Origin of the sequence: Bradyrhizobium sp. CCGUVB14, from assembly GCF_024199935.1 — a bacterium.
Taxonomy (GTDB): Bacteria; Pseudomonadota; Alphaproteobacteria; order Rhizobiales; family Xanthobacteraceae; genus Bradyrhizobium.
The window spans coordinates 5,504,301-5,523,135 of sequence record NZ_JANADS010000001.1 but is presented as its reverse complement, the minus strand read 5'-3'; the positions used below and the strand labels follow the sequence as shown (position 1 = coordinate 5,523,135).

Genomic DNA, 18,835 nt, shown 5'->3' with positions numbered 1-18,835 from the left:
GCAGTGACTTGGCAGTAGCGCGCCGTCCGGAACAAGCGAAGGGCCAGCGCAAGGCCGGCCCTTCGTTCGCGCTTGGATGCGGATTTGGGGCAATCCGCACACGACCAGGTCCTTGGAGGAAGTCCTTTTTCGAGGCGTATCTCGCTCAGTATTTGGCGACGACCGGGCCGCCCCAGCGATAGTTGACGCGGATCAGCCCGATGTCGATGTCCTGGCCGATCCGCTCGGTGCGACCGGGCGGAACGAGCGCAGCGCCGCCGAGATCGCCGCCGTGATGGCCGAGGAACAGATGGTCGTACTCGCCGCCGACCGACCAGTTTTCCGCAAAGGCATATTCCACGCCGAAGCCTGCACTGTAGCCCCAGCGGGTCTGGCTGAGCGTGTTGGACACGACGCCGACGCCCGGAACGAACTCGTCGTATTTGTCGTGAGCGACCGCTGCACCCGCCTTGCCGTAGAACAGCACGCTGTTCACGGTGTAGCCGAGCTGGCCGGTGAACAGACCAAAGCTGTCGATCCTGGTGCGGTTGTTCAGCGGCGCCAGCACCAGGCTGACATTGCTGCCCTTGAAGTCGGCCCAGTTGCCTTGGCCTTCCACGCCGAGAACCCAGTGCGCCTTCTGCCAGCGATAGCCGAGCTGGGCACCGACCGTGCCGCCGCTGGCATTGTGGCAGCCTTCGCCGACGGCCGGATTGATCGCAACGCCGCTGACGGCAACAACGCTCCAGCAGGCATGGCCGAGGCCGCCGCCGCCATTGATGCCGCCATAGACGCCGGTCCATTCGAGAGCGGGTACGGGCGCCACCGGCGCTTTGGGATAGAGCGGGAGATCCGCAGCAACGGCCGGTGCAAGCGCACCGCATGCGAACAGGCTGATCGCAGCCACTGCCCAAGTCTTCATGTCGCGTCCCCAACTCGCCGAACCAATTCGCGAGCGCCATGCGCGCGCCTTACGATTCCTTGACGGTTCGGCGCATCGGGGCGCGAAAACAAAAAGGCCGGCACAAGGCCGGCCTTTCGTAACGTGATGACGTCAGAGCCGAAGCTCAAAACGTTAGATCAATACCTGGCGACCACCGGGCCACCGAAGGTGTAGTTCACGCGAACCGTGGCCATATCCACGTCCTGCTTGATGCTGTCAGCGCGGAAGGGCAGGCCGAACGCGGTGAAGCTGTCGGTGTGCTTGCCCATGAACAGGTGGTTATATTCGACGCCGACGGACCAGTTCGGCGCGAAGCCGAACTCGATGCCGGTGCCAACGGCGCCGCCCCAACGCGTGTCGGTCGCGGAGCCGAACGTGACACCAGCCAGAGTGCCGCTGAACTTGTTGTGGGTGACGGCCGCGCCGCCCTTCACGTACCAGAGCACGTTGTTCCAGGCATAACCCACCTGGCCGGTGAAGAGGCCGAGGGCGTCGATCTTGGTATTGTTCACCAGCGGGAAGAAGGCGGCCGGCGAGCTCGTGTTCGAACCCTTCAGATCAGCCCAATCGCCCTGCGCTTCGAGGCCGAACACCCAGTTGGTGGCCTGCCAGCGATAACCAATCTGGCCGCCGACGAGGGCGCCGGTCGCATTATGGCAACCCTCGCTCGTCGTGGGGACGGCGACGCCAGCGACACTGGTCGTATCCCAGCAATTGTGGCTCGAGCCGCCGCCGGCGTTGCCGCCGATGTAGAAGCCGTTCCAGTTGTAGACCGAAGCCACGGCCACCGGGGCCTTGGTGTAGGGGCGTGCGGCGAGATCTGCGGCCATCGCGGGGGCGACTGCGCTCACTGCGAGCAAGCTGACGGAAGCGAACAAAATATTCTTCATTTCAACCTAATCCCCAGTTTCTGCTTGGCCGTCCCGTGTAGCGGAAGGGCATCGGACTCGAAGGTCCGTTCGCCTATGTCTAGCGCAATTAATCTACAGGTTGTGTGCCCGATAAGCCACAACATGCGGGAAAGCGCGTCCATCGAGATGACGGTTCGTCGCACCGGGCGGCGAAAACAAAAAGGCCGGCACAAGGCCGGCCTTTCGTAACCTGATGGCGTAAGAGCCGAAGCCCGGTACTGAACTCAGTACTTGGCGACGATCGGGCCGTTGAAATGATAGTTCACGCCGACCTGCACGGTGTGGAAGTTGAGCGTGCCGGTGGGCAGAGCGCCGGTGAAGTAGGTCTCGCCGCCGAGGCTGCGATAGAGGTACTCGCCCTTGACCGACCACTGCGGAGCGAAGAACGCCTCGACGCCCGCGCCGACGGTCCAGCCGGAGTGGAACTTGCTGTCCGACGCGGACACGCCGAGCGCGGAGAGGGTGATCTTGTTGTCGATCCAGGCGTAGCCGCCGGTGCCGTAGACCAGGACGTTGTTGATGGCGTAGCCGATACGGCCGCGCACGGTGCCCATCGCGTCGGTCTTGGAGCTGGCGGTCGCGGTCACGACGCCGAAGCCGGGGACGACGGTCGCGCCGGTCGCCGAAGCGCTGACATCGGCCCAGGCGCCGTCAGCCTCGACACCGAACACAACGTTGCCGGTCTGCCAGTTGTAGCCGGCGGTGCCGCCGACGAAGCCACCCTGCATCCGCGGGCTGCCCGAATCTTCCCAAGCGCCGCCGCCGACGATACCGAGATAGAAGCCGGTCCAATTGTAGACCGAAGCCACGGCCACAGGAGCCTTGGTGTAGGGGCGAGCCGCCAGGTCGGCAGCCGAAGCGGCGCCAGTGAGGGCGAGCAGAGCGGCCGAAGCCAACAAGATCTTCTTCATATTCAACAAATCCCAGTCCCAGTTTCTGTTTTGGACTTCCGTGCGTCGGAAGCAGTATCGGACGCTGTGGTCCAACTGACGTCGGCTTACACCACTGAAGCCGCAAGTTGTGTCTCTCAAATGCCACAACAGATAAAAAATGTAACAGTCGCTGACCTATAGTTCCCATCGGGAACAAAAACAAAAAGGCCGGCACAAGGCCGGCCTTTGATTCCTGAATGGTTTCAGATGGATCAGTACTTCGCGACGACGGGCGTACCCCAATTGAAGTGGTAGTTCACGCCGGCCTTGATGGTGTGAATCGTGTCGTTCCACTCCGAGCGATTCGCCACCACGGGCGAGTACTGGATCGTGCTCTTGCCGAGGTCGATGTAGTTGTACTCAACCTTTGCCGACCAGTTCGGAGCGAACATGTACTCCACGCCGGTACCGAGGGTCCAACCCCAGCGCCAGTCGTTCTGGACGAAAGTGTTGGCCGCGCCGCCGTTGAGGGCTGCGTCATAGCGGTGCTGAATATCGCCGACGGCCGCACCGCCGCTCACGAACCAGAGCGCCGGTCCCCAGGCGTAACCAACGCGGCCCTTGATGTCTCCGAAGCCGCGCAGCTTGGTGGCGTAGCTGTCGCCGAGGTTCGGCGGACCAACATTGATCACCGACGACCGACCGCTGATGTCGGCCCAGTGATAATCGCCCTCGAGACCAATGACGAAGGCGCCCATCTGCCAATTGTAGCCGGCGACGCCGCCGACGAAGCCGCCGCTGGTGTCGTAGTTCTGCGATCCGACGAAGGCGGGCGTATTGGGGGCAAGGAAATACGTTTCGTTGCTTCGGCCCCAGCCACCGCCGCCCTGAACACCGAGATAGAAGCCAGTCCAGGTGTAGATGGGAGCAGGTGCCACAATTGGCGCCTTGGTGTAGGGGCGTGCCGCCATATCCGCTGCGCTTGCGGGAGCCGACAAGCCCAACGCAACGATACCGATTGCTCCAAACAGAATTTTCTTCATTACAGTCTCCCCAATGTCGACCGCTCCAAAGGTCCCCGGAGCGGTCAGTCAGGCGCGACGCCCAAATGAACAATTTCGAGGCAACCTTACGCGCATCTCGAGGTGGAGTCCGTCTCCGGAATGCAACACTTGCCGGCCAATCGAAGACCGCGCAAGTTGATGAATGTTAAGAAGTTTTTGGCGTTTTACGGAACTCGGGAAAGTTCCAATTCATCGCACAGTGAATAGCGGCCTCAGGAACGCGTTGTGCACAAAATCGGCGCCAGTTTTGGCAGGAACAAATCTGGAACAAATATTCCGCCGATGCTATATATGGGGATAACCGAGGGCGTGGCGGGCCGATCAGTGCTCGTAAGCGTATAGGGTCGGCCCAACAGGCGGCAGCGCGGGCGCGCCTTTTCGAAATTCATTGGCATTTGGAGTGGAGAGCGGCGATGGCGGGAAGCGTCAACAAGGTCATTCTGGTTGGAAATCTTGGCAAGGATCCGGAGATCCGCCGCACCCAGGACGGGCGGCCGATCGCGAATCTGAGCATCGCCACCTCCGAGACCTGGCGCGACAAGAACAGCGGCGAGCGCAAGGAAAAGACCGAGTGGCATCGCGTCGTGATCTTCAATGAAGGGCTCTGCAAGGTCGCCGAGCAATATTTGAAGAAGGGCGCCAAGGTTTACATCGAGGGCGCACTGCAGACCCGCAAATGGACCGATCAGCAGGGCGCTGAGAAGTACTCCACCGAAGTCGTGCTCCAGGGCTTCAACTCGACCCTGACGATGCTCGACGGCCGCGGCGGTGGCGGCGGAGGCGGCAGCTTCGGCGACGAGCCGGGCGGCGATTTCGGCTCGTCCGGTCCGGTCAGCAGCGCACCGCGCCGCCCGGTTGCGGCCGGCGGCGGTGGCCGCAACAACGACATGGACGACGATATCCCGTTCTGAGGCTTAGCCTTTGACGCGGGTGGAGCGAGTTGGCGCGGGCCGGGACAGAAAACGACCGGCCCGGTTTTCGAGCATCCCGACCAAGACGGGATCCATGAACTCGTAGTCGTCCGGAATGTCGAGGCAAATGACGCGCTTGCCATTCAGGCTGGCGCGGAATTTCCGGTTCAGCTTGGTCCGATGGGCCTTCTCCATCACGAAGATGATGTCGGCCCATTCGACCTGTTCGGTCGACAACAGCACGTCTGCGTCGTTCGAGATGCCGGCCGAGTCGGTCTCGATCCCCGGCCAGGTCGAAAACACCTGCTCGGCCGTCGGACTGCGGAGGCGATTGGCGCTGCAGACGAAGAGGACGTTGGTCACTTTGACCGCTCCGAAATAGTCAGGGCTAGATACACAGCTTTTGGTGGTCGACGGAATCTTCCACGTCGCCACGGTGGCGTTCGCCGAGAGGGCGCTTCTCTTCCAACGCGGTAGCCGGCTCGTGTGAGGCGGTAGGATTTCCTGCCAATCGACGGGCCAGGCTCGGCTTTTCCGGGCTGGTCTCATGTGCTGCCTCAAGCCTTTGACGGGTCGCGATGTGAATGGTATTAACTTTATGTTAATCCTATTCACATGGTCGGTTCCGACCAGAGGGCCACATGAGCTTCACGCCGCTGCTTGACGCTGCACCTGCGATCCCGCTGCACGCCTTCGCGGCGATGGCGGCCTTCGTGCTCGGCCTCGTGCAGTTTGCCGCGCCCAAGGGCACGCTGCCGCACCGGACGATCGGCTGGATCTGGGTGGCACTGATGGCCGTGGTGGCCGTCTCGTCGTTCTGGATCCACCAGATCCGCCTGGTCGGGCCGTTCAGCCCGATCCATCTGCTGTCGATCTTCACGCTGGTGATGCTGCCGCTCGCGGTATGGCGGGCCCACACGCATCGCGTCGCCGCACATCGGTGGACCATGATCTTCCTTTTTACCGGCGCGCTGGTGGTGGCGGGCCTGTTCACACTGCTGCCCGGACGCATCATGCACAGCGTGTTTTTCGGGGCGTAAGGGACGGTTCCAGGGCGCTCCTTCGGACCCCGCCCGAGACGGTGGCAGGAGTGGCGTAAGTCTCTGGAAAAACAGTCGGAAAAAGCGCTTCCCGGAAGCCCCCAAGGGTGGTTATCAGGGCGTCGATGCGCTATATGATTCCCAGATAAAATTTCACCGGATTCCCCCTTGGCTGACGACGACAACAAGCCCGGCGACCAGCCGGCGCAACCCTCGGATATTCGCCCCGTCTCCATCTTCGAGGAGATGAAGAAGTCCTATCTCGACTACGCCATGAGCGTGATCGTGGCGCGTGCGTTGCCAGATGCCCGCGACGGTCTGAAGCCGGTGCATCGCCGCATCCTGTACTCGATGAACGAGCAGGGGCACACGCCGGACAAGAAGTACGTCAAGTCCGCCCGCGTGGTCGGTGACGTCATCGGTAAGTATCACCCGCACGGCGACCAGTCGATTTACGACGCCATGGTCCGCATGGCGCAGGACTTCTCGATGCGCGTGCCGCTGATCGACGGTCAGGGCAATTTCGGCTCGGTCGATGGCGATCCCCCGGCCGCCTATCGTTACACCGAAGCGCGGCTGACGAAGGCGGCGCTGGCCCTGCTGGCCGACATCGACAAGGACACCGTCGACTTCCAGCCGAACTACGACAACAACGAGACCGAGCCGTCGGTCCTTCCGGCCAAGTTCCCGAACCTGCTCGTTAACGGCGCCGGCGGCATCGCGGTCGGCATGGCGACCAACATCCCGCCGCATAATCTTGGCGAGGTCATCGACGCCTGCGTCGCGCTGATCGACAACCCCGCGCTGACCATCGACGAGCTCATCAACATCGTGCCGGGACCGGATTTCCCGACCGGCGGCGTCATCCTCGGACGGCAGGGCATCCGCTCGGCCTACCACCTTGGCCGCGGCTCGATCGTCATGCGTGGCAAGGTCGCCATCGAGACCATCCGCAAGGAGCGAGAGGCGCTCATCGTCACGGAGATTCCCTACCAGGTCAACAAGGCGACGATGGTCGAGCGCATCGCCGAGCTGGTCAAGGAAAAGAAGATCGAAGGCATCGGCGACCTGCGCGATGAATCCGACCGCGATGGCTACCGCGTCGTCATCGAATTGAAGCGCGACGCCGTGCCGGATGTGGTGCTGAACCAGCTGTACAGATTCACGCCGCTGCAGACGAGCTTCGGCGTCAACATGGTGGCGCTCGACAGCGGCCGTCCGCGGATCATGCATCTGAAGGACCTGCTGGCCATCTTCGTCGACTTCCGCGAGCGGGTCGTCACTCGCCGCACCAAGTACCTGCTCGCCAAGGCGCGCGATCGCGCGCACATCCTGGTCGGTCTCGCCATCGCAGTCGCCAATATCGACGAGATGATCCGTGTCATCCGCACGTCACCCGACCCGACCACCGCGCGCGACACCCTGATGTCGCGCGACTGGCCGGCCCGCGATGTCGAGGACATGCTGACGCTGATCGACGATCCCCGCCACCGCATCAGCGAGGATGGGACGATCCGGCTGTCGATGGAACAGGCGAGGGCCATTCTGGACCTGCGGCTTCAACGGCTTACCGCACTCGGCCGTGACGAAATCCGCGATGAGCTCGACAAGCTTGCCGGCGAGATCGCCGATTATCTCGACATTCTGCGCTCGCGCGAGCGCGTGCTGACCATCATCAAGACCGAGCTCGCCGAGGTGAAGGCCGAGTTCGCCACGCCGCGCAAGACCGTGATCATGGAGCAGGAAGGCGAGGTCGAGGACGAGGACCTGATCCAGCGCGAGGACATGGTCGTTACCGTCTCGCATGCCGGCTACGTCAAGCGCGTGCCGCTGTCGGCCTATCGCGCCCAGCGCCGCGGCGGCAAAGGCCGCTCCGGCATGCAGACCCGCGACGAGGATTTCGTCAGCCGGCTCTTTGTCGCATCGACGCATACTCCGGTGCTGTTCTTCTCGTCCCGCGGCCAGGTCTACAAGGAAAAGGTCTGGCGGCTGCCGATGGCGGCGCCGAACGCGCGCGGCAAGGCGATGATCAACATCCTGCCGCTGGAGCAGGGCGAGCGCATCACCACCATCATGCCGCTGCCCGAGGATGAATCGACCTGGGGCCAGCTCGACGTGATGTTCGCCACGACAGGCGGCAACGTCCGGCGCAACAAGCTGTCCGACTTCGTCGACGTCCGCCGCTCCGGCATCATCGCCATGAAGCTCGATGAGGGCGAAGCAATCGTCGACGTGCAGATCTGCACCGAGCGTGACGACGTGCTGCTGACCGGCGCCGGCGGCCAGTGCATCCGCTTCCCGGTCCCCGACGTGCGCGTGTTCACCGGGCGCACCTCGATGGGCGTGCGCGGCATCGCGCTTGGCGAGGGCGACAAGGTGATCTCGCTGGCGATCCTGCGCCATGTCGAGACCACCTCCGACGAGCGCTCGGCCTATTTGAAGATGCGCCGCGCGGTCGCCGGCGAGGCCGCAAGCGAGGAAGCCCCCGCGGATGCCGAGGCGGAGGAGACGTCGGGCAGCTTCCAGCTGGCGCAGGAGCGCTATGCCGAGATGTCGGCGGCCGAGCAGGTCGTGCTGACCGTCTCCATCAACGGCTACGGCAAGCGGACCTCGTCCTACGAATACCGGACCACGGGCCGCGGCGGCAAAGGCATCGTCGCCATGAGCGTCAACAACCGCAACGGCAACCTGGTGGCCTCGTTCCCGGTGGAAGACGCCGACCAGATCATGCTGGTGACCGACAAGGGCCAGCTGATCCGCTGTCCGGTCGAAGGCATCCGCGTCGCCGGCCGATCGACGCAAGGCGTGATCGTGTTCGACACCGCCGAGGACGAGCACGTCGTTTCGGTCGAGCACATCACGGAAGAGGCCGAGAACGGCAACGGGGCGAACGGGGAGCCGAACGGAGAGTAATGCGCGGCTCCGTGGCCCGGATGGAGCGATCCGGGCTACGAGCTTCGCTAAATCTCCAGCTCCGTGCCGAACTCCACGACCTGCTTGGTCGGCACGCCGAAGAACGCCGCTGAGCGCTCGGCGTTGCGCTGGAGGAAGGCGAACAGGCCTTCGCGCCAGACCCACATGCCCGGAATGTCCTCGCTCGGAATGATGGTCTCGCGGCCGACATAATAGGTGATGTCGGAAAGGTCGATGCCGGGCAGCTTGCCCTGGCGGCAGGCGAGCGTCAGGCCCTCATAGATCGTCGGGTTCTGCATGAAGCCGTAATGCAGCACGACGCGGGTGATGCCGGCGATGATCTCGATCACCTCGGCGCGCGCTTCGTCGGGGACGTGCGGCACCTCTTCGATCAGCACGGTGACGAGGATGATGCGCTCATGCAGCACGTGGTTGTGCTTGACGAACTGCGTCAGCGCCAGCGGCACGCCTTTCGCCGCCGATGCCAGGAACACGGCGGTGCCGGGGAGACGTGCGCTGCACTTGTTGACCGCGGTCTCGATCAGGTCTTCCTCGGGCTGGCGCAGTTTTCCGCGCGCCGCTTCGACCAGCTTCACGCCACTGCGCCAGGTCAGCATCAGGAAGGCGACGAAGGCGGCGAGCAGCAGCGGAAACCAGCCGCCCTCGAACAGCTTGATCGAATTGGCCGAGAAGAAGATCACATCGATCACGAAGAAGAAGCCGTTCACGGCCACGACGAGCAACGGCGAATAGCCCCACTGGATCGCAACCAGGGCAGCGAGCAGGGTGGTGATCGCCATCAGCAGCGAGACCGCGATACCGTAGGCGCCGGCCAGCGCGTCCGACGTGCCGAAGCTGACCACCGCGCCGAGCGTTGCGGCGGCGAGCAGCCAGTTCACCAGCGGCACGTAGATCTGGCCGATCGCATCGCTGGTGGTGTGGCGGATCTGCATGCGCGGCAGGAAGCCGAGCTGGATCGACTGCTGGGTCAGCGAGAACACGCCGGAGATGATCGCCTGCGAGGCGATCACGGTCGCAACGGCCGAGAACGCGACCAGCCCGTAATGCAGGAAGTCCGGGCAGAGCTGGAAGAACGGATTCTCGATCATGCCGGGATCGGTGATCAGGAGCGCGGCCTGGCCGAAATAATTCAGCACGAGCGCCGGCAGGCAGATCGCGAACCACGCAAGCCGGATCGGCAGGCGCCCGAAGTGCCCCATGTCGGCATACATCGCCTCACCGCCGGTCACGGCGAGGAAAGCGGCACCGAGGATCGCGAAGGAGACGTGGAAATCCTGGTGGATCAGGAACTCGAAGGCGTAGAGCGGGCTCAGTGCCGCCAGCACTCCCGGCGCCTTGACGATGCCGTGGATGCCGAGCGCGGCGAGCACGAAGAACCAGGCCAGCATCACCGGTCCGAAGATGCGGCCGATGAAGCCGGTGCCCTGCTTTTGCATCATGAACAGGCCGACCAGGATGACGATGGTGATCGGCACCACCGCCGGCGCGAGCGAGGGGGCGTCGACCTTGAGGCCTTCGATGGCCGAGAGCACCGAGATCGCCGGCGTGATCGCGCCGTCGCCATAGAGCAACGCAGCGCCGATCAGGCCGACCACCAGGAGATGGGCGCGCCAGGTGCCTGGCTGGGCGTGACGAGCATGCAGCAGCGCCAGCAACGCGACGATGCCGCCTTCGCCGCGGTTGTCCGCGCGCAGGATCAGCAGCGCATATTTCAGCGAGATGATCAGCAGCAGCGCCCACAGGATCAGCGAGGCAACGCCCAGGACAGCCTCGGGGGTCACTGTGCCGCCATGCGCGGCCGCCTTGGCGGCTTCCTTCAGGGCGTAGAGGGGGCTGGTGCCGATATCGCCATAGACCACCCCGAGGGCGCCCATGGTCATGGCAAGCGGCAGAGGGTCGGGATGATGGCCGGAAGCGACTGCGGGCGTACTGGACAAATGCGACCCCTCAATGGGACCGCGCCCGTCGGGCCATTCCGAGGGGCGCGAGCGTCACATAGTCTGCGACGAGACGCCGCAAATATCCATGGTCTTTATCGCGAGGTTTATGACGCCGAGCTGACAGACAGCCTACGGGGTCCGGTCTGCCGTCACCAGGCGAGCGACACGAACGTCAGCCTTGGTGCCGGCGCGGCGCAGGCAGGACGCCTCGAAATTCGGCCAGGCGCGCTCCGAGCACTCCCTGCCGATGGTCTTGATGTCGAGCCGGTCGGCCTTGGCCAACGGCTGCGGGACGCTCGCTTCAACGGTGGGAGCAAAACCGGGCAGGAGGGTGAGGGCGGTAGCAACACACGCAGCAATAGCGATCGCTGAAAGAGCCTTGATCATCGACGGTCCCCTGTGATGCGGCCGCTGCGCCTTGTTTGCGGCCCGTCATTCGTTGGCTGGATTAGTAACCATGACCAGTTTCCGGACGTCTTCACCGACGCCGGAAATGGTTTCGTTGGTGCATGGTTTTGTTTCGTGGACACCCCGAGGACGAAACAAACCGGCGCCTTCCGACGGGGATTGGCGGAAAAATCGGCAGGAAACCGTCAGGAAACGGGCAAGGAACCTGTCCGGCTTGCCGGGCCGGGCCGGGCGCGGTAGGACGTGGCCATGCCGCGCATCGCCTTCTATCCGGGTTCCTTCGACCCCATCACCAACGGCCATCTGGACGTGGTCCGGAACAGTGTCCCGCTGTGCGACCGGCTGGTGGTCGCGATCGGGGTCCATCCCGGCAAGAAGCCGCTGTTCTCGACCGAGGAGCGGCTCAAGATGCTCCACGACGTCTGCGGGCCGGTAGCGGCCCAGGCTGGCTGTACGCTCGAGGCCGTGACCTATGACGATCTCGCAGTCACCGCGGCGCGCAAATTCGGTGCGACCATCATGATTCGGGGCCTGCGTGACGGCACCGACCTCGACTACGAGATGCAGCTCGCCGGCATGAACGGCGCCATGGCGCCCGACGTGCAAACCGTCTTCCTGCCGGCGTCCCCTTTGGTCCGCCCGATTACCGGCACATTGGTGCGCCAGATCGCCGCCATGGGCGGAGACGTCTCGACCTTCGTCCCGCCGCTCGTTGCATCCCAGCTCAAGGCAAAATTCGCCGCATAACGGCGCGCTTTTTCATCTTACCTGATCCGGAGTTTCCATGATCCGTCGTCTCGCAATTCTTGCCACGATGTTCGTCGCGCTGATTGGCGCAGTCCCGGCGACGGCGCAGCAACTGCCGGCCAATCTCGACAAGGCCAATGCGCTCGTCATCGATACCACCAAGGGCCGCATCGTCATCAAGCTTCGGACCGACCTTGCGCCGCAGCACGCCGAGCGCCTCAAGCAGCTCGCGCGCGAGGGCTTTTACAACAACGTTCCGTTCCACCGCGTGATGGACGGCTTCATGGCCCAGACCGGCGACGGCCAGAACGGCAACGGCACCGGCGGCTCCAAATATCCGAACCTGAAGCAGGAATTCTCCAAGGTTCACTTCGCCCGCGGCATCGTCGGCATGGCCCGGCGCGGCGACAGCGTCGATACCGCCAACTCGCAGTTCTTCATCATGTTCGCCGACGGCGGCAGTCTCGATGGCCAGTACACTGTGGTCGGCGAGGTCGTGCAGGGCATGGACGTGGTCGACAAGCTGAAGAAGGCACCGGCCGGCTCGCCCGGCGGCACCGTCACCGATCCCGACAAGATGGTGAAGGTGCAGGTCGCCTCCGACATCAAGTAGGAGGGCTTATGGCGCGCCGCGGCGACAGGCTCCTGTTCGCTGCAGCCGTGCTGCTGTTCGGCATCACCGGCGCGGCCGCAGAGGACGCGCCGGTCAACACCATCCAGGACCTCTTCCAGCACTTGCGGAGCTGCTGGAAGCCGCCGCCGCCGGCCAAGGCTCGCCCTATCGACATCACCGTCGTCGTGAGCTTTAACCGGGCCGGAAACATTCTGGGCCATCCGAGGATTACCTATGAATCCGCGGAGGCCTCCGACAGTGACCGGCTGCAATACCGGATCGCGGTGATGGAGGCGTTGCAGCGCTGCACGCCGATGCCATTTACCGATGCAATGGCCGGCGCCGCCGCGGGACGTCCATTCGCGATCCAGTTCCGTAACCGCAGAACGTCACCTGACAAGACTCCACCCCTAACGCAAGAGAGACGAGCATGAGCGCCACCGAAAACACATTGATCCTCGAGACCACGCAGGGCCCCGTCACCATCGAGATGCGGCCCGACCTCGCGCCCGGCCATGTCGCGCGCATCAAGGAGCTGGTCCGCGAAGGCTTCTACGACGGCATCGTGTTCCATCGCGTGATCGACGGCTTCATGGCGCAGACCGGTTGCCCGCACGGCACCGGCACCGGCGGCTCCGGCAAGAAGCTGAAGGCCGAGTTCAACAAGGAGCCGCATGTGCGCGGCACCACATCGATGGCGCGCGCCGCGAGCCCCGATTCCGGCGACAGCCAGTTCTTCATCTGCTTCGACGACGCCCGCTTCCTCGACAACCAGTACACGGTGTGGGGCAAGGTCACCGAGGGCATGGAAAACGTCGACAAGATCAAGCGCGGCGAGCCGGTGCAGAACCCGGACAAGATCGTCAAGGCGCGGATGGCCGCCGACAAGGAGTAAGCTGCTCATCCAGGAGCGCGCATTCGCGCGCTCCTGGTGGTAAGCCACGAATGCGCACCGACCTCTTCGATTTCGAACTGCCGCCCGAGCGCATCGCGTTGCGCCCGGCGAGCCCGCGTCACTCCGCCAGGATGCTGGTGGTCGAGAACGGTGCGCTGCGCGACCAGACCATCGCCGATCTGCCGCAATGGCTGAAGCCGGGCGACCAGCTCGTCGTCAACGACACCAAGGTGATTTCGGCGCAACTCAGGGGGCGCCGCATTGGTCGCGAAACCGAGCCGAAGATCGAGGCGACGCTGATCAAGCGCCTCGACGGTTCGCGCTGGCAGGCACTGGTGAAGCCCGCGAAGAAGCTGGTCGCCGGCGATCGCATCCGCTTCGGCAATGAAGGCAAGGTCTGCCTGCTCGGCCATCTCGATGCCGAGGTCGAGGCCAAGGGGGCGGAAGGCGAGGTGACGCTGTCATTCTCGTTCCACGGCCCGGCGCTCGACCAGGCCATCGCCGATCTCGGCAGCCCGCCGCTGCCGCCCTACATCGCTTCTAAACGTACGCCCGACGATCAGGATCTCGCCGACTACCAGACCATGTTCGCGGCCAATGAAGGCGCGGTCGCCGCGCCCACCGCGGGCCTGCATTTCACGGCGGCGCTGGAGCAGGCGCTCGGCGCGCGTGGCGTCGGCATCAACCGCATCACGCTGCATGTTGGGGCAGGGACCTTCCTGCCGGTCAAGGTCGACGACACCGACGGCCACAAGATGCACGCCGAGTGGGGCACGATCTCGGCCGAGACCGCGCAGCGGCTCAACGCCGCACGACAAAACGGCGGACGCGTCGTCGCCGTCGGCACGACGTCACTGCGGCTGCTCGAAAGCGCAGCGAGTGAAGACGGCACCATCCAGCCGTTCACGGCCGAGACCTCGATCTTCATCACGCCCGGCTATCGCTTCCGCGCCGTTGATGTCCTGATGACGAATTTCCATCTGCCGAAGTCGACGCTGTTCATGCTGGTGTCGGCCTTTGCTGGCCTGGAGACGATGCAGCAGGCCTACGCGCATGCCATTGCGAGCGGATATCGGTTCTATTCGTATGGGGATGCGTGTTTGTTGTTTCGCGCAGTGCCGTAGGGTGGGCAAAGCGAAGCGTGCCCACGTCTTTCTTGAATGCGGAGAAGAAGGGTGGGCACGGCGCTTGCGCGCCTTTGCCCACCCTACGAGACCTGTTCCTGCCGGTACCTGTTACGCCACCACCCGCTGCGGCAACAGCTCCGCGATCTGCACTGCGTTGAGCGCTGCGCCCTTGAGCAGCTGATCGGCCGCCACGAACATCGAGATCGAATGCCCGGAGGAATCGCTGAGGTCCTTGCGGATGCGGCCGACCAGGACGTCGTCCTGGCCCGAAGCGTCGATCGGCATCGGGAAGTAGTTCTTCACGCGATCGTCGACGACCTTCACGCCGGGCGCTTGCGCCATGATGGCGCGGACCTGGTCTTCGGTGATCGGCTTCTCGCATTCGAACGTGATGGCCTCGCAATGGGCGCGCAGCACCGGCACGCGGACGCAGGTGACGCCGATGGCGATCTTCTCGTCCTCGAAGATCTTGCGGGTTTCCTTGATGACCTTGGTCTCTTCGTCGTTGTAGCCGGTCTCGGGGTCGATCGCCGTGTTGTGGTTGAAGAGGTTGAAGGCGTAGGGATGCGGCATCACCTTGGGCGTATAGACCTGCCCGTTGAGATTGGCGCGCGTGGATTCGACGAGCTCGTCCATCGCAGCCGCACCGGCGCCGCTTGCGGCCTGGTAAGTCGAGATGATCACGCGCTTGATGCGGTTCTTCTGGTGGATCGGCCAGAGCGGCACAAGTGCCGTGATCGCGGCGCAGTTCGGGTTGGCAATGATGCCCTTGTGGTCGCGGATGCGGTTGCCGTTCACCTCGGGGATCACCAGCGGCACGTTCGGGTCCATCCGGAAGGCGGAGGAGTTGTCGACGACGACGGCGCCGGCCTTGACCGCGATCGGCGCGAACTTCTTCGAGATGCCGCTGCCTGCGGAGAACAGCGCGATGTCGACGCCCTCGAAGGCGCGCTCGGTCAGCTCCTCGATGACGACGTTCTGGCCGCGGAACGATACCGTCTTGCCGGCGGAGCGGGCGCTGGCGAGCGCCTTGAGCTTGCCGACGCGAAAACCACGCTTGTCCATGGTGGCGATGAATTCGGCGCCCACCGCACCGGTGACGCCGACAATCGCGACGACGGGATCGTTACTCACAGTGTCCTCCATTCCATTTCGATTGAGCTGAGATTTAGACAACAAAAAAGCCCCGGACCATCTTGGGCGGGGCTTCGGTAGAGCTGATGCGTTTTAGTCGACGACTATGCGCGCACGCCTCCCCGGGCCCCGAAGGCCGTGGTGGTTTTGGTCGTGCGTTTGGTGGTCGTGAACATGGCGGCGACTTATGCGGGAGAGTCTTGCGTCCGTCAATGGCTTTCGGGCGGGATTGTGGCCTGCGCTATTTGCCCCGGGCGCCCGGTGGCTCGAGGATGACCTCCTTGAGGTCGTCGCCGCTGATGACGACGATCGCGAAATTGAGCCGGCCGCGTTCGCGTACCAGCCCGCCGCTGATGGCCTTGCCGGACGCTGCCTGCTCGGCGACGCGGACCGCATCGGCCAGGCGATGCTTGATGATGCCGAGCGCTGCGAGATTGCTGCGATCGTCGTGGTCCAGCTCGGTCAGGGGCAGGGCGGCTTCGCCGCCCATGAGCTCGCCGGTCGCGGCATTGATGGTGTGCCGCCAGATCCGGTCGTTGTGCAGGGTCTTGACCCGGTACACCGGTACGCCCGAGCCGCCGTCGAAGCTGATGTCCGCGGTCGTGGCGCCGGCATGTCGGGCTTCCGCAATCGCCATGGCCTGGCTGATCGAGATCGACGAGCTGCGGAAACGTTCGATCTCGCGGCTCACGGCCTGGCGGTCCGCTGCGGCGTCCCCATCTGTCTCGTCGTGGAGGGCGGTGGGTGTCGAGCCCGCCGAGACGATCGCGCGGGCCGGCGCTGCGACGAGCAGCCCCGTCAGGGCAATCGCCAGCAAACCGTACACCCGTCGTCCTGTCGTGCTCATGGTCGAACCCTCGGCCGGCAAGCCTTGAACCAGCAAGTGTGCCGGATAATCGTAAAGAAGTCGCGGCCGACCACGGGCAATGGCCGGCCGCTGATTGCCGCAACGGGCTGTACCCGTCGCGGCGATCCAAGCGGTTCGGTCCTCTTTTGGGGCTGGTGAAAAAAGGGGCCCGTACCGCTCTATAAACAAAACCATACCGTATCGTTTTATTTTGGTCAACGAACAGGCCCTCGTCCGCAGGGGACAAATCGCCGGTCTCACGGAAATGTCAGCGGGAGGGACGACGCCGTTGGGCGGCTTTTGGGGCGCCCTGGATGCGGTCTGCGGGACCGATCGCGCCGGCCAGGAATAGCTTGATCGCCGCGCGCATCCGCTTCTCGGCCGCCTTGAGTTCCATCGGCGTGCCGAACGTCGCCATGCGGTGGGTGTGGCCGACGACGACGTCGAGGAACACTTCAGCCGCGATCGTGGTGTCGTCGACATCGAGCGCGCCTTGCGTCACCAGATGGTCGAAGAAGCGCGCGGTGGTGGCGACGGCCTTCAGCCAGCCTTCTTCCTTGCCGAGCTTGGCGATGTCGGGAAAATTGATGGCCTGCGAAGTCATCATGCGGCTGAAGGCGACGGCATCGGGTCCGCAGGTGAAATTGAGCATTTCGCGCCCGATCTCGATCAGCCGCTGTTCGACCGAGATGTCGGAGGAGTTGCCGAGTTGCGTCTCGGCGGCGGCCGACAGCGGCGCAAGCCAGCGCGCGATCTCGCGCCTCAGCACGGCGGCGAACAGGCCGCGCTTGTCGCCGTAGCGGGAATAGACGGTGGGCTTGCTGACGCGGGCTGCTTCCGCCACCGCATCGAGCGAGGTCGCATCGAAACCGCGATCGAGGAACAGGCGGGTGGCAACCTCGATCAGCCGCTGGTCGCGCTCGATCGCTGCACTCTTGGTCGGCCGGCCGCCACGCGATTTCGAGGCCTCGCGGCGTGGTGCAGCCGTTCTTGTCCTGGTCGCAGCCAATCCCATGCCCAATGATTCCTGCGCGATCGTGCCGATGGTCATTGCTCTATAACGCGCAGCAACCGGGGCGTCGAATCCGGCCGAATTGGCCGTGTCGTCAACGGCCTCGCCACGAGCCCCGTTCCACGAGGCGGACGTCACGGCATCCGCGAGGTCCAGGCCTGGCCACCGGCCGCTTTCTCGTATCCGTATTGGTAGAGCGCCCGCATATAGCCGGTGTCGAAGCCTTCGGACGGCGGCGCCGGATAATCGCGCTCGATGTAAGAGAGATGGAAGCCAAGGTGGTTACGCTGGGCGAAATCATAGGTCGAGAAAATGATCGAGCGCGTCTGCGATTGCGTGATCGAGGACAGGCTGCGTGAGGCGACATCGATCGTGCTGTTGGCGACGAGCTCGAAATTGCGTTCGATCTTCTTGTTGACGAGGATGTAGATGTCCATCTTCGCGTTGCCCGGCAGGCGCCCCTGGAACAGCAGGGCCTCCGGCAAGGTCAGCACGGGCGCCGTTACGCCGCCATCGACATGCATCTCCTGAAACTTGCGGCCCTGGCCTTCGGCCTCGATCAGGATCGGCGGAAACACCAGCGGAATGCTGGCCGAGGCCGCCATCACGTCGCGAAACAGTTTCAGCGCCTCGGGCGTGCCGACCGCGGCGATCTTGCCCATGTCCCAGATCGCGGTGCGCTGGGTGTCGAGATCGGTGGTGACCACCAGCAGCCGTCGACCCTTGGCGTTCTCGCGGGCGACCTGTGCCATGATCTCCGGCCCGACATAGCGCGCGACCAGCTCGCGCAGCCGCGTATTGCCGAACAGGCCGGAGCCGAACAGCACGCGCATGATGCTGGGATCGTTCAGCAGGCTCTCGGCGATGCCGCTGGTGTAGAGCTCCCGAAGCGTGTCGTCATATTGCGATCCGAGGAAGGCAAAGGGCGCGATCAGGCCGCCGGTGCTCACGCCCGAGACAACAGTGAAGGTCGGGCGGTTACGCGCCGCGGTCCAGCCGTTCAGCACGCCGACGCCGTAGGCGCCATCGGCGCCGCCGCCGGAGAGCGCCAGATAGGTTCTGCTCCCGGCCGCCTTGTCCTGCTCGAAGCTGAACTTCGTGATGGGCTCGTCGGCGTAGCGCCGCAGGCCGTCGATATCGAGCACGCGCGAGGCGCTCGCCTCGGCCGCCGTATAGGGCGTGCGGGGGAGCGAGGTGCAGGCGGTGAGCGCCAGGCTGCACATCAGGGCCAGCGACATGAACAGGCGGGCGCCGGTTCGCATTGTCCAGCCATCGGGGAGGCTGGACGTGTCGGTCGAGCAATTGGGGAGGGGCATCGGTCGGTGGCTGACGATCACGCATCTACGGCCGCCGGCAATTTGCCGCGGCGTCTCGTCCAGCCCCCGCTATTAAACTATACTGTATCGTTTTATTTATCAAGCGTGACCGGCATCACGTCCGCGTCAGCAGTGTCCCAGT

Annotated in this window: 19 protein-coding genes; 8 read left to right on the top strand and 11 right to left on the bottom strand. The window is 64.1% G+C overall.

Features of this window, described 5'->3' with window-relative positions; translation table 11 throughout:
- Positions 1 to 145: 145 nt before the first annotated feature.
- The 4 genes from NLM32_RS25710 to NLM32_RS25695 all read right to left on the bottom strand — a co-directional run bounded on the left by NLM32_RS25710 (position 146) and on the right by NLM32_RS25695 (position 3,748).
- The gene (locus NLM32_RS25710; protein WP_254131640.1) at positions 146 to 901 is read right to left on the bottom strand and encodes an outer membrane protein; all 756 of its coding nucleotides are present in this window, start codon (positions 899 to 901) and stop codon (positions 146 to 148) included.
- Positions 902 to 1,059: 158 nt separating this feature from the next.
- Entirely contained in the window at positions 1,060 to 1,812 is a 753-nt protein-coding gene (locus NLM32_RS25705) for an outer membrane protein (protein ID WP_254131639.1), read from the bottom strand.
- A 245-nt stretch (positions 1,813 to 2,057) separates the two neighbouring features.
- A complete protein-coding gene (locus NLM32_RS25700; protein ID WP_254131638.1) occupies positions 2,058 to 2,744 on the bottom strand; it encodes an outer membrane protein in 687 nt (228 codons plus the stop codon).
- Positions 2,745 to 2,977: 233 nt separating this feature from the next.
- Positions 2,978 to 3,748, bottom strand: a complete 771-nt coding sequence (locus NLM32_RS25695) for an outer membrane protein (RefSeq protein ID WP_254131637.1) — start codon at positions 3,746 to 3,748, stop codon at positions 2,978 to 2,980.
- Positions 3,749 to 4,182: 434 nt separating this feature from the next.
- Between NLM32_RS25695 and NLM32_RS25690 the strand changes: the two genes are divergently transcribed.
- The gene (locus tag NLM32_RS25690; RefSeq protein ID WP_063683369.1) at positions 4,183 to 4,680 is read left to right on the top strand and encodes a single-stranded DNA-binding protein; all 498 of its coding nucleotides are present in this window, start codon (positions 4,183 to 4,185) and stop codon (positions 4,678 to 4,680) included.
- 3 nt (positions 4,681 to 4,683) lie between these two features.
- On the opposite strand, the gene NLM32_RS25685 is transcribed toward NLM32_RS25690, so the two are convergent.
- Entirely contained in the window at positions 4,684 to 5,043 is a 360-nt protein-coding gene (locus NLM32_RS25685) for a low molecular weight protein tyrosine phosphatase family protein (protein ID WP_254131636.1), read from the bottom strand.
- Between the two features lie 278 nt (positions 5,044 to 5,321).
- Between NLM32_RS25685 and NLM32_RS25680 the strand changes: the two genes are divergently transcribed.
- The gene (locus NLM32_RS25680) at positions 5,322 to 5,720 is read left to right on the top strand and encodes a DUF2306 domain-containing protein (protein ID WP_254131635.1); all 399 of its coding nucleotides are present in this window, start codon (positions 5,322 to 5,324) and stop codon (positions 5,718 to 5,720) included.
- Positions 5,721 to 5,888: 168 nt separating this feature from the next.
- On the top strand, positions 5,889 to 8,633 hold the full coding sequence (gyrA, locus tag NLM32_RS25675) for a DNA gyrase subunit A (RefSeq protein WP_254131634.1): 2,745 nt from the start codon (positions 5,889 to 5,891) through the stop codon (positions 8,631 to 8,633).
- Positions 8,634 to 8,680: 47 nt separating this feature from the next.
- On the opposite strand, the gene NLM32_RS25670 is transcribed toward gyrA, so the two are convergent.
- Both NLM32_RS25670 and NLM32_RS25665 read right to left on the bottom strand, forming a co-directional pair.
- Entirely contained in the window at positions 8,681 to 10,534 is a 1,854-nt protein-coding gene (locus NLM32_RS25670; protein ID WP_254135420.1) for a potassium transporter Kup, read from the bottom strand.
- 189 nt (positions 10,535 to 10,723) lie between these two features.
- Positions 10,724 to 10,981: a hypothetical protein gene (locus NLM32_RS25665; protein WP_254131633.1), complete on the bottom strand. Its 258-nt coding sequence runs from the start codon at positions 10,979 to 10,981 to the stop codon at positions 10,724 to 10,726.
- 270 nt (positions 10,982 to 11,251) lie between these two features.
- Between NLM32_RS25665 and coaD the strand changes: the two genes are divergently transcribed.
- The 5 genes from coaD to queA are packed head-to-tail and all read left to right on the top strand — an operon-like array spanning position 11,252 to position 14,381.
- The gene (gene coaD / locus NLM32_RS25660; protein WP_254131632.1) at positions 11,252 to 11,749 is read left to right on the top strand and encodes a pantetheine-phosphate adenylyltransferase; all 498 of its coding nucleotides are present in this window, start codon (positions 11,252 to 11,254) and stop codon (positions 11,747 to 11,749) included.
- 37 nt (positions 11,750 to 11,786) lie between these two features.
- Positions 11,787 to 12,362: a peptidylprolyl isomerase gene (locus NLM32_RS25655; protein WP_254131631.1), complete on the top strand. Its 576-nt coding sequence runs from the start codon at positions 11,787 to 11,789 to the stop codon at positions 12,360 to 12,362.
- A gap of 8 nt (positions 12,363 to 12,370) precedes the next feature.
- Positions 12,371 to 12,796 carry a hypothetical protein gene (locus NLM32_RS25650; protein ID WP_254131630.1) on the top strand — a complete coding sequence of 142 codons (426 nt, stop codon included), beginning with the start codon at positions 12,371 to 12,373 and terminating at the stop codon, positions 12,794 to 12,796.
- Positions 12,793 to 13,257, top strand: coding sequence for a peptidylprolyl isomerase (locus NLM32_RS25645; RefSeq protein WP_254131629.1), 465 nt, complete (start codon positions 12,793 to 12,795; stop codon positions 13,255 to 13,257). The genes NLM32_RS25650 and NLM32_RS25645 overlap by 4 nt, the downstream gene beginning before the upstream one ends.
- A gap of 50 nt (positions 13,258 to 13,307) precedes the next feature.
- Positions 13,308 to 14,381: a tRNA preQ1(34) S-adenosylmethionine ribosyltransferase-isomerase QueA gene (gene queA / locus NLM32_RS25640; RefSeq protein ID WP_254131628.1), complete on the top strand. Its 1,074-nt coding sequence runs from the start codon at positions 13,308 to 13,310 to the stop codon at positions 14,379 to 14,381.
- A 111-nt stretch (positions 14,382 to 14,492) separates the two neighbouring features.
- Here the strand turns inward: queA and NLM32_RS25635 are convergent, their stop codons facing one another.
- The 4 genes from NLM32_RS25635 to NLM32_RS25620 all read right to left on the bottom strand — a co-directional run bounded on the left by NLM32_RS25635 (position 14,493) and on the right by NLM32_RS25620 (position 18,639).
- The gene (locus tag NLM32_RS25635; protein ID WP_254131627.1) at positions 14,493 to 15,530 is read right to left on the bottom strand and encodes an aspartate-semialdehyde dehydrogenase; all 1,038 of its coding nucleotides are present in this window, start codon (positions 15,528 to 15,530) and stop codon (positions 14,493 to 14,495) included.
- A 229-nt stretch (positions 15,531 to 15,759) separates the two neighbouring features.
- The gene (locus tag NLM32_RS25630; protein ID WP_254131626.1) at positions 15,760 to 16,365 is read right to left on the bottom strand and encodes a PepSY domain-containing protein; all 606 of its coding nucleotides are present in this window, start codon (positions 16,363 to 16,365) and stop codon (positions 15,760 to 15,762) included.
- Between the two features lie 268 nt (positions 16,366 to 16,633).
- Positions 16,634 to 17,380, bottom strand: coding sequence for a TetR/AcrR family transcriptional regulator (locus tag NLM32_RS25625; RefSeq protein ID WP_254135419.1), 747 nt, complete (start codon positions 17,378 to 17,380; stop codon positions 16,634 to 16,636).
- 131 nt (positions 17,381 to 17,511) lie between these two features.
- Entirely contained in the window at positions 17,512 to 18,639 is a 1,128-nt protein-coding gene (locus NLM32_RS25620) for a patatin-like phospholipase family protein (RefSeq protein WP_254131625.1), read from the bottom strand.
- Between the last annotated feature and the right edge of the window lie 196 nt (positions 18,640 to 18,835).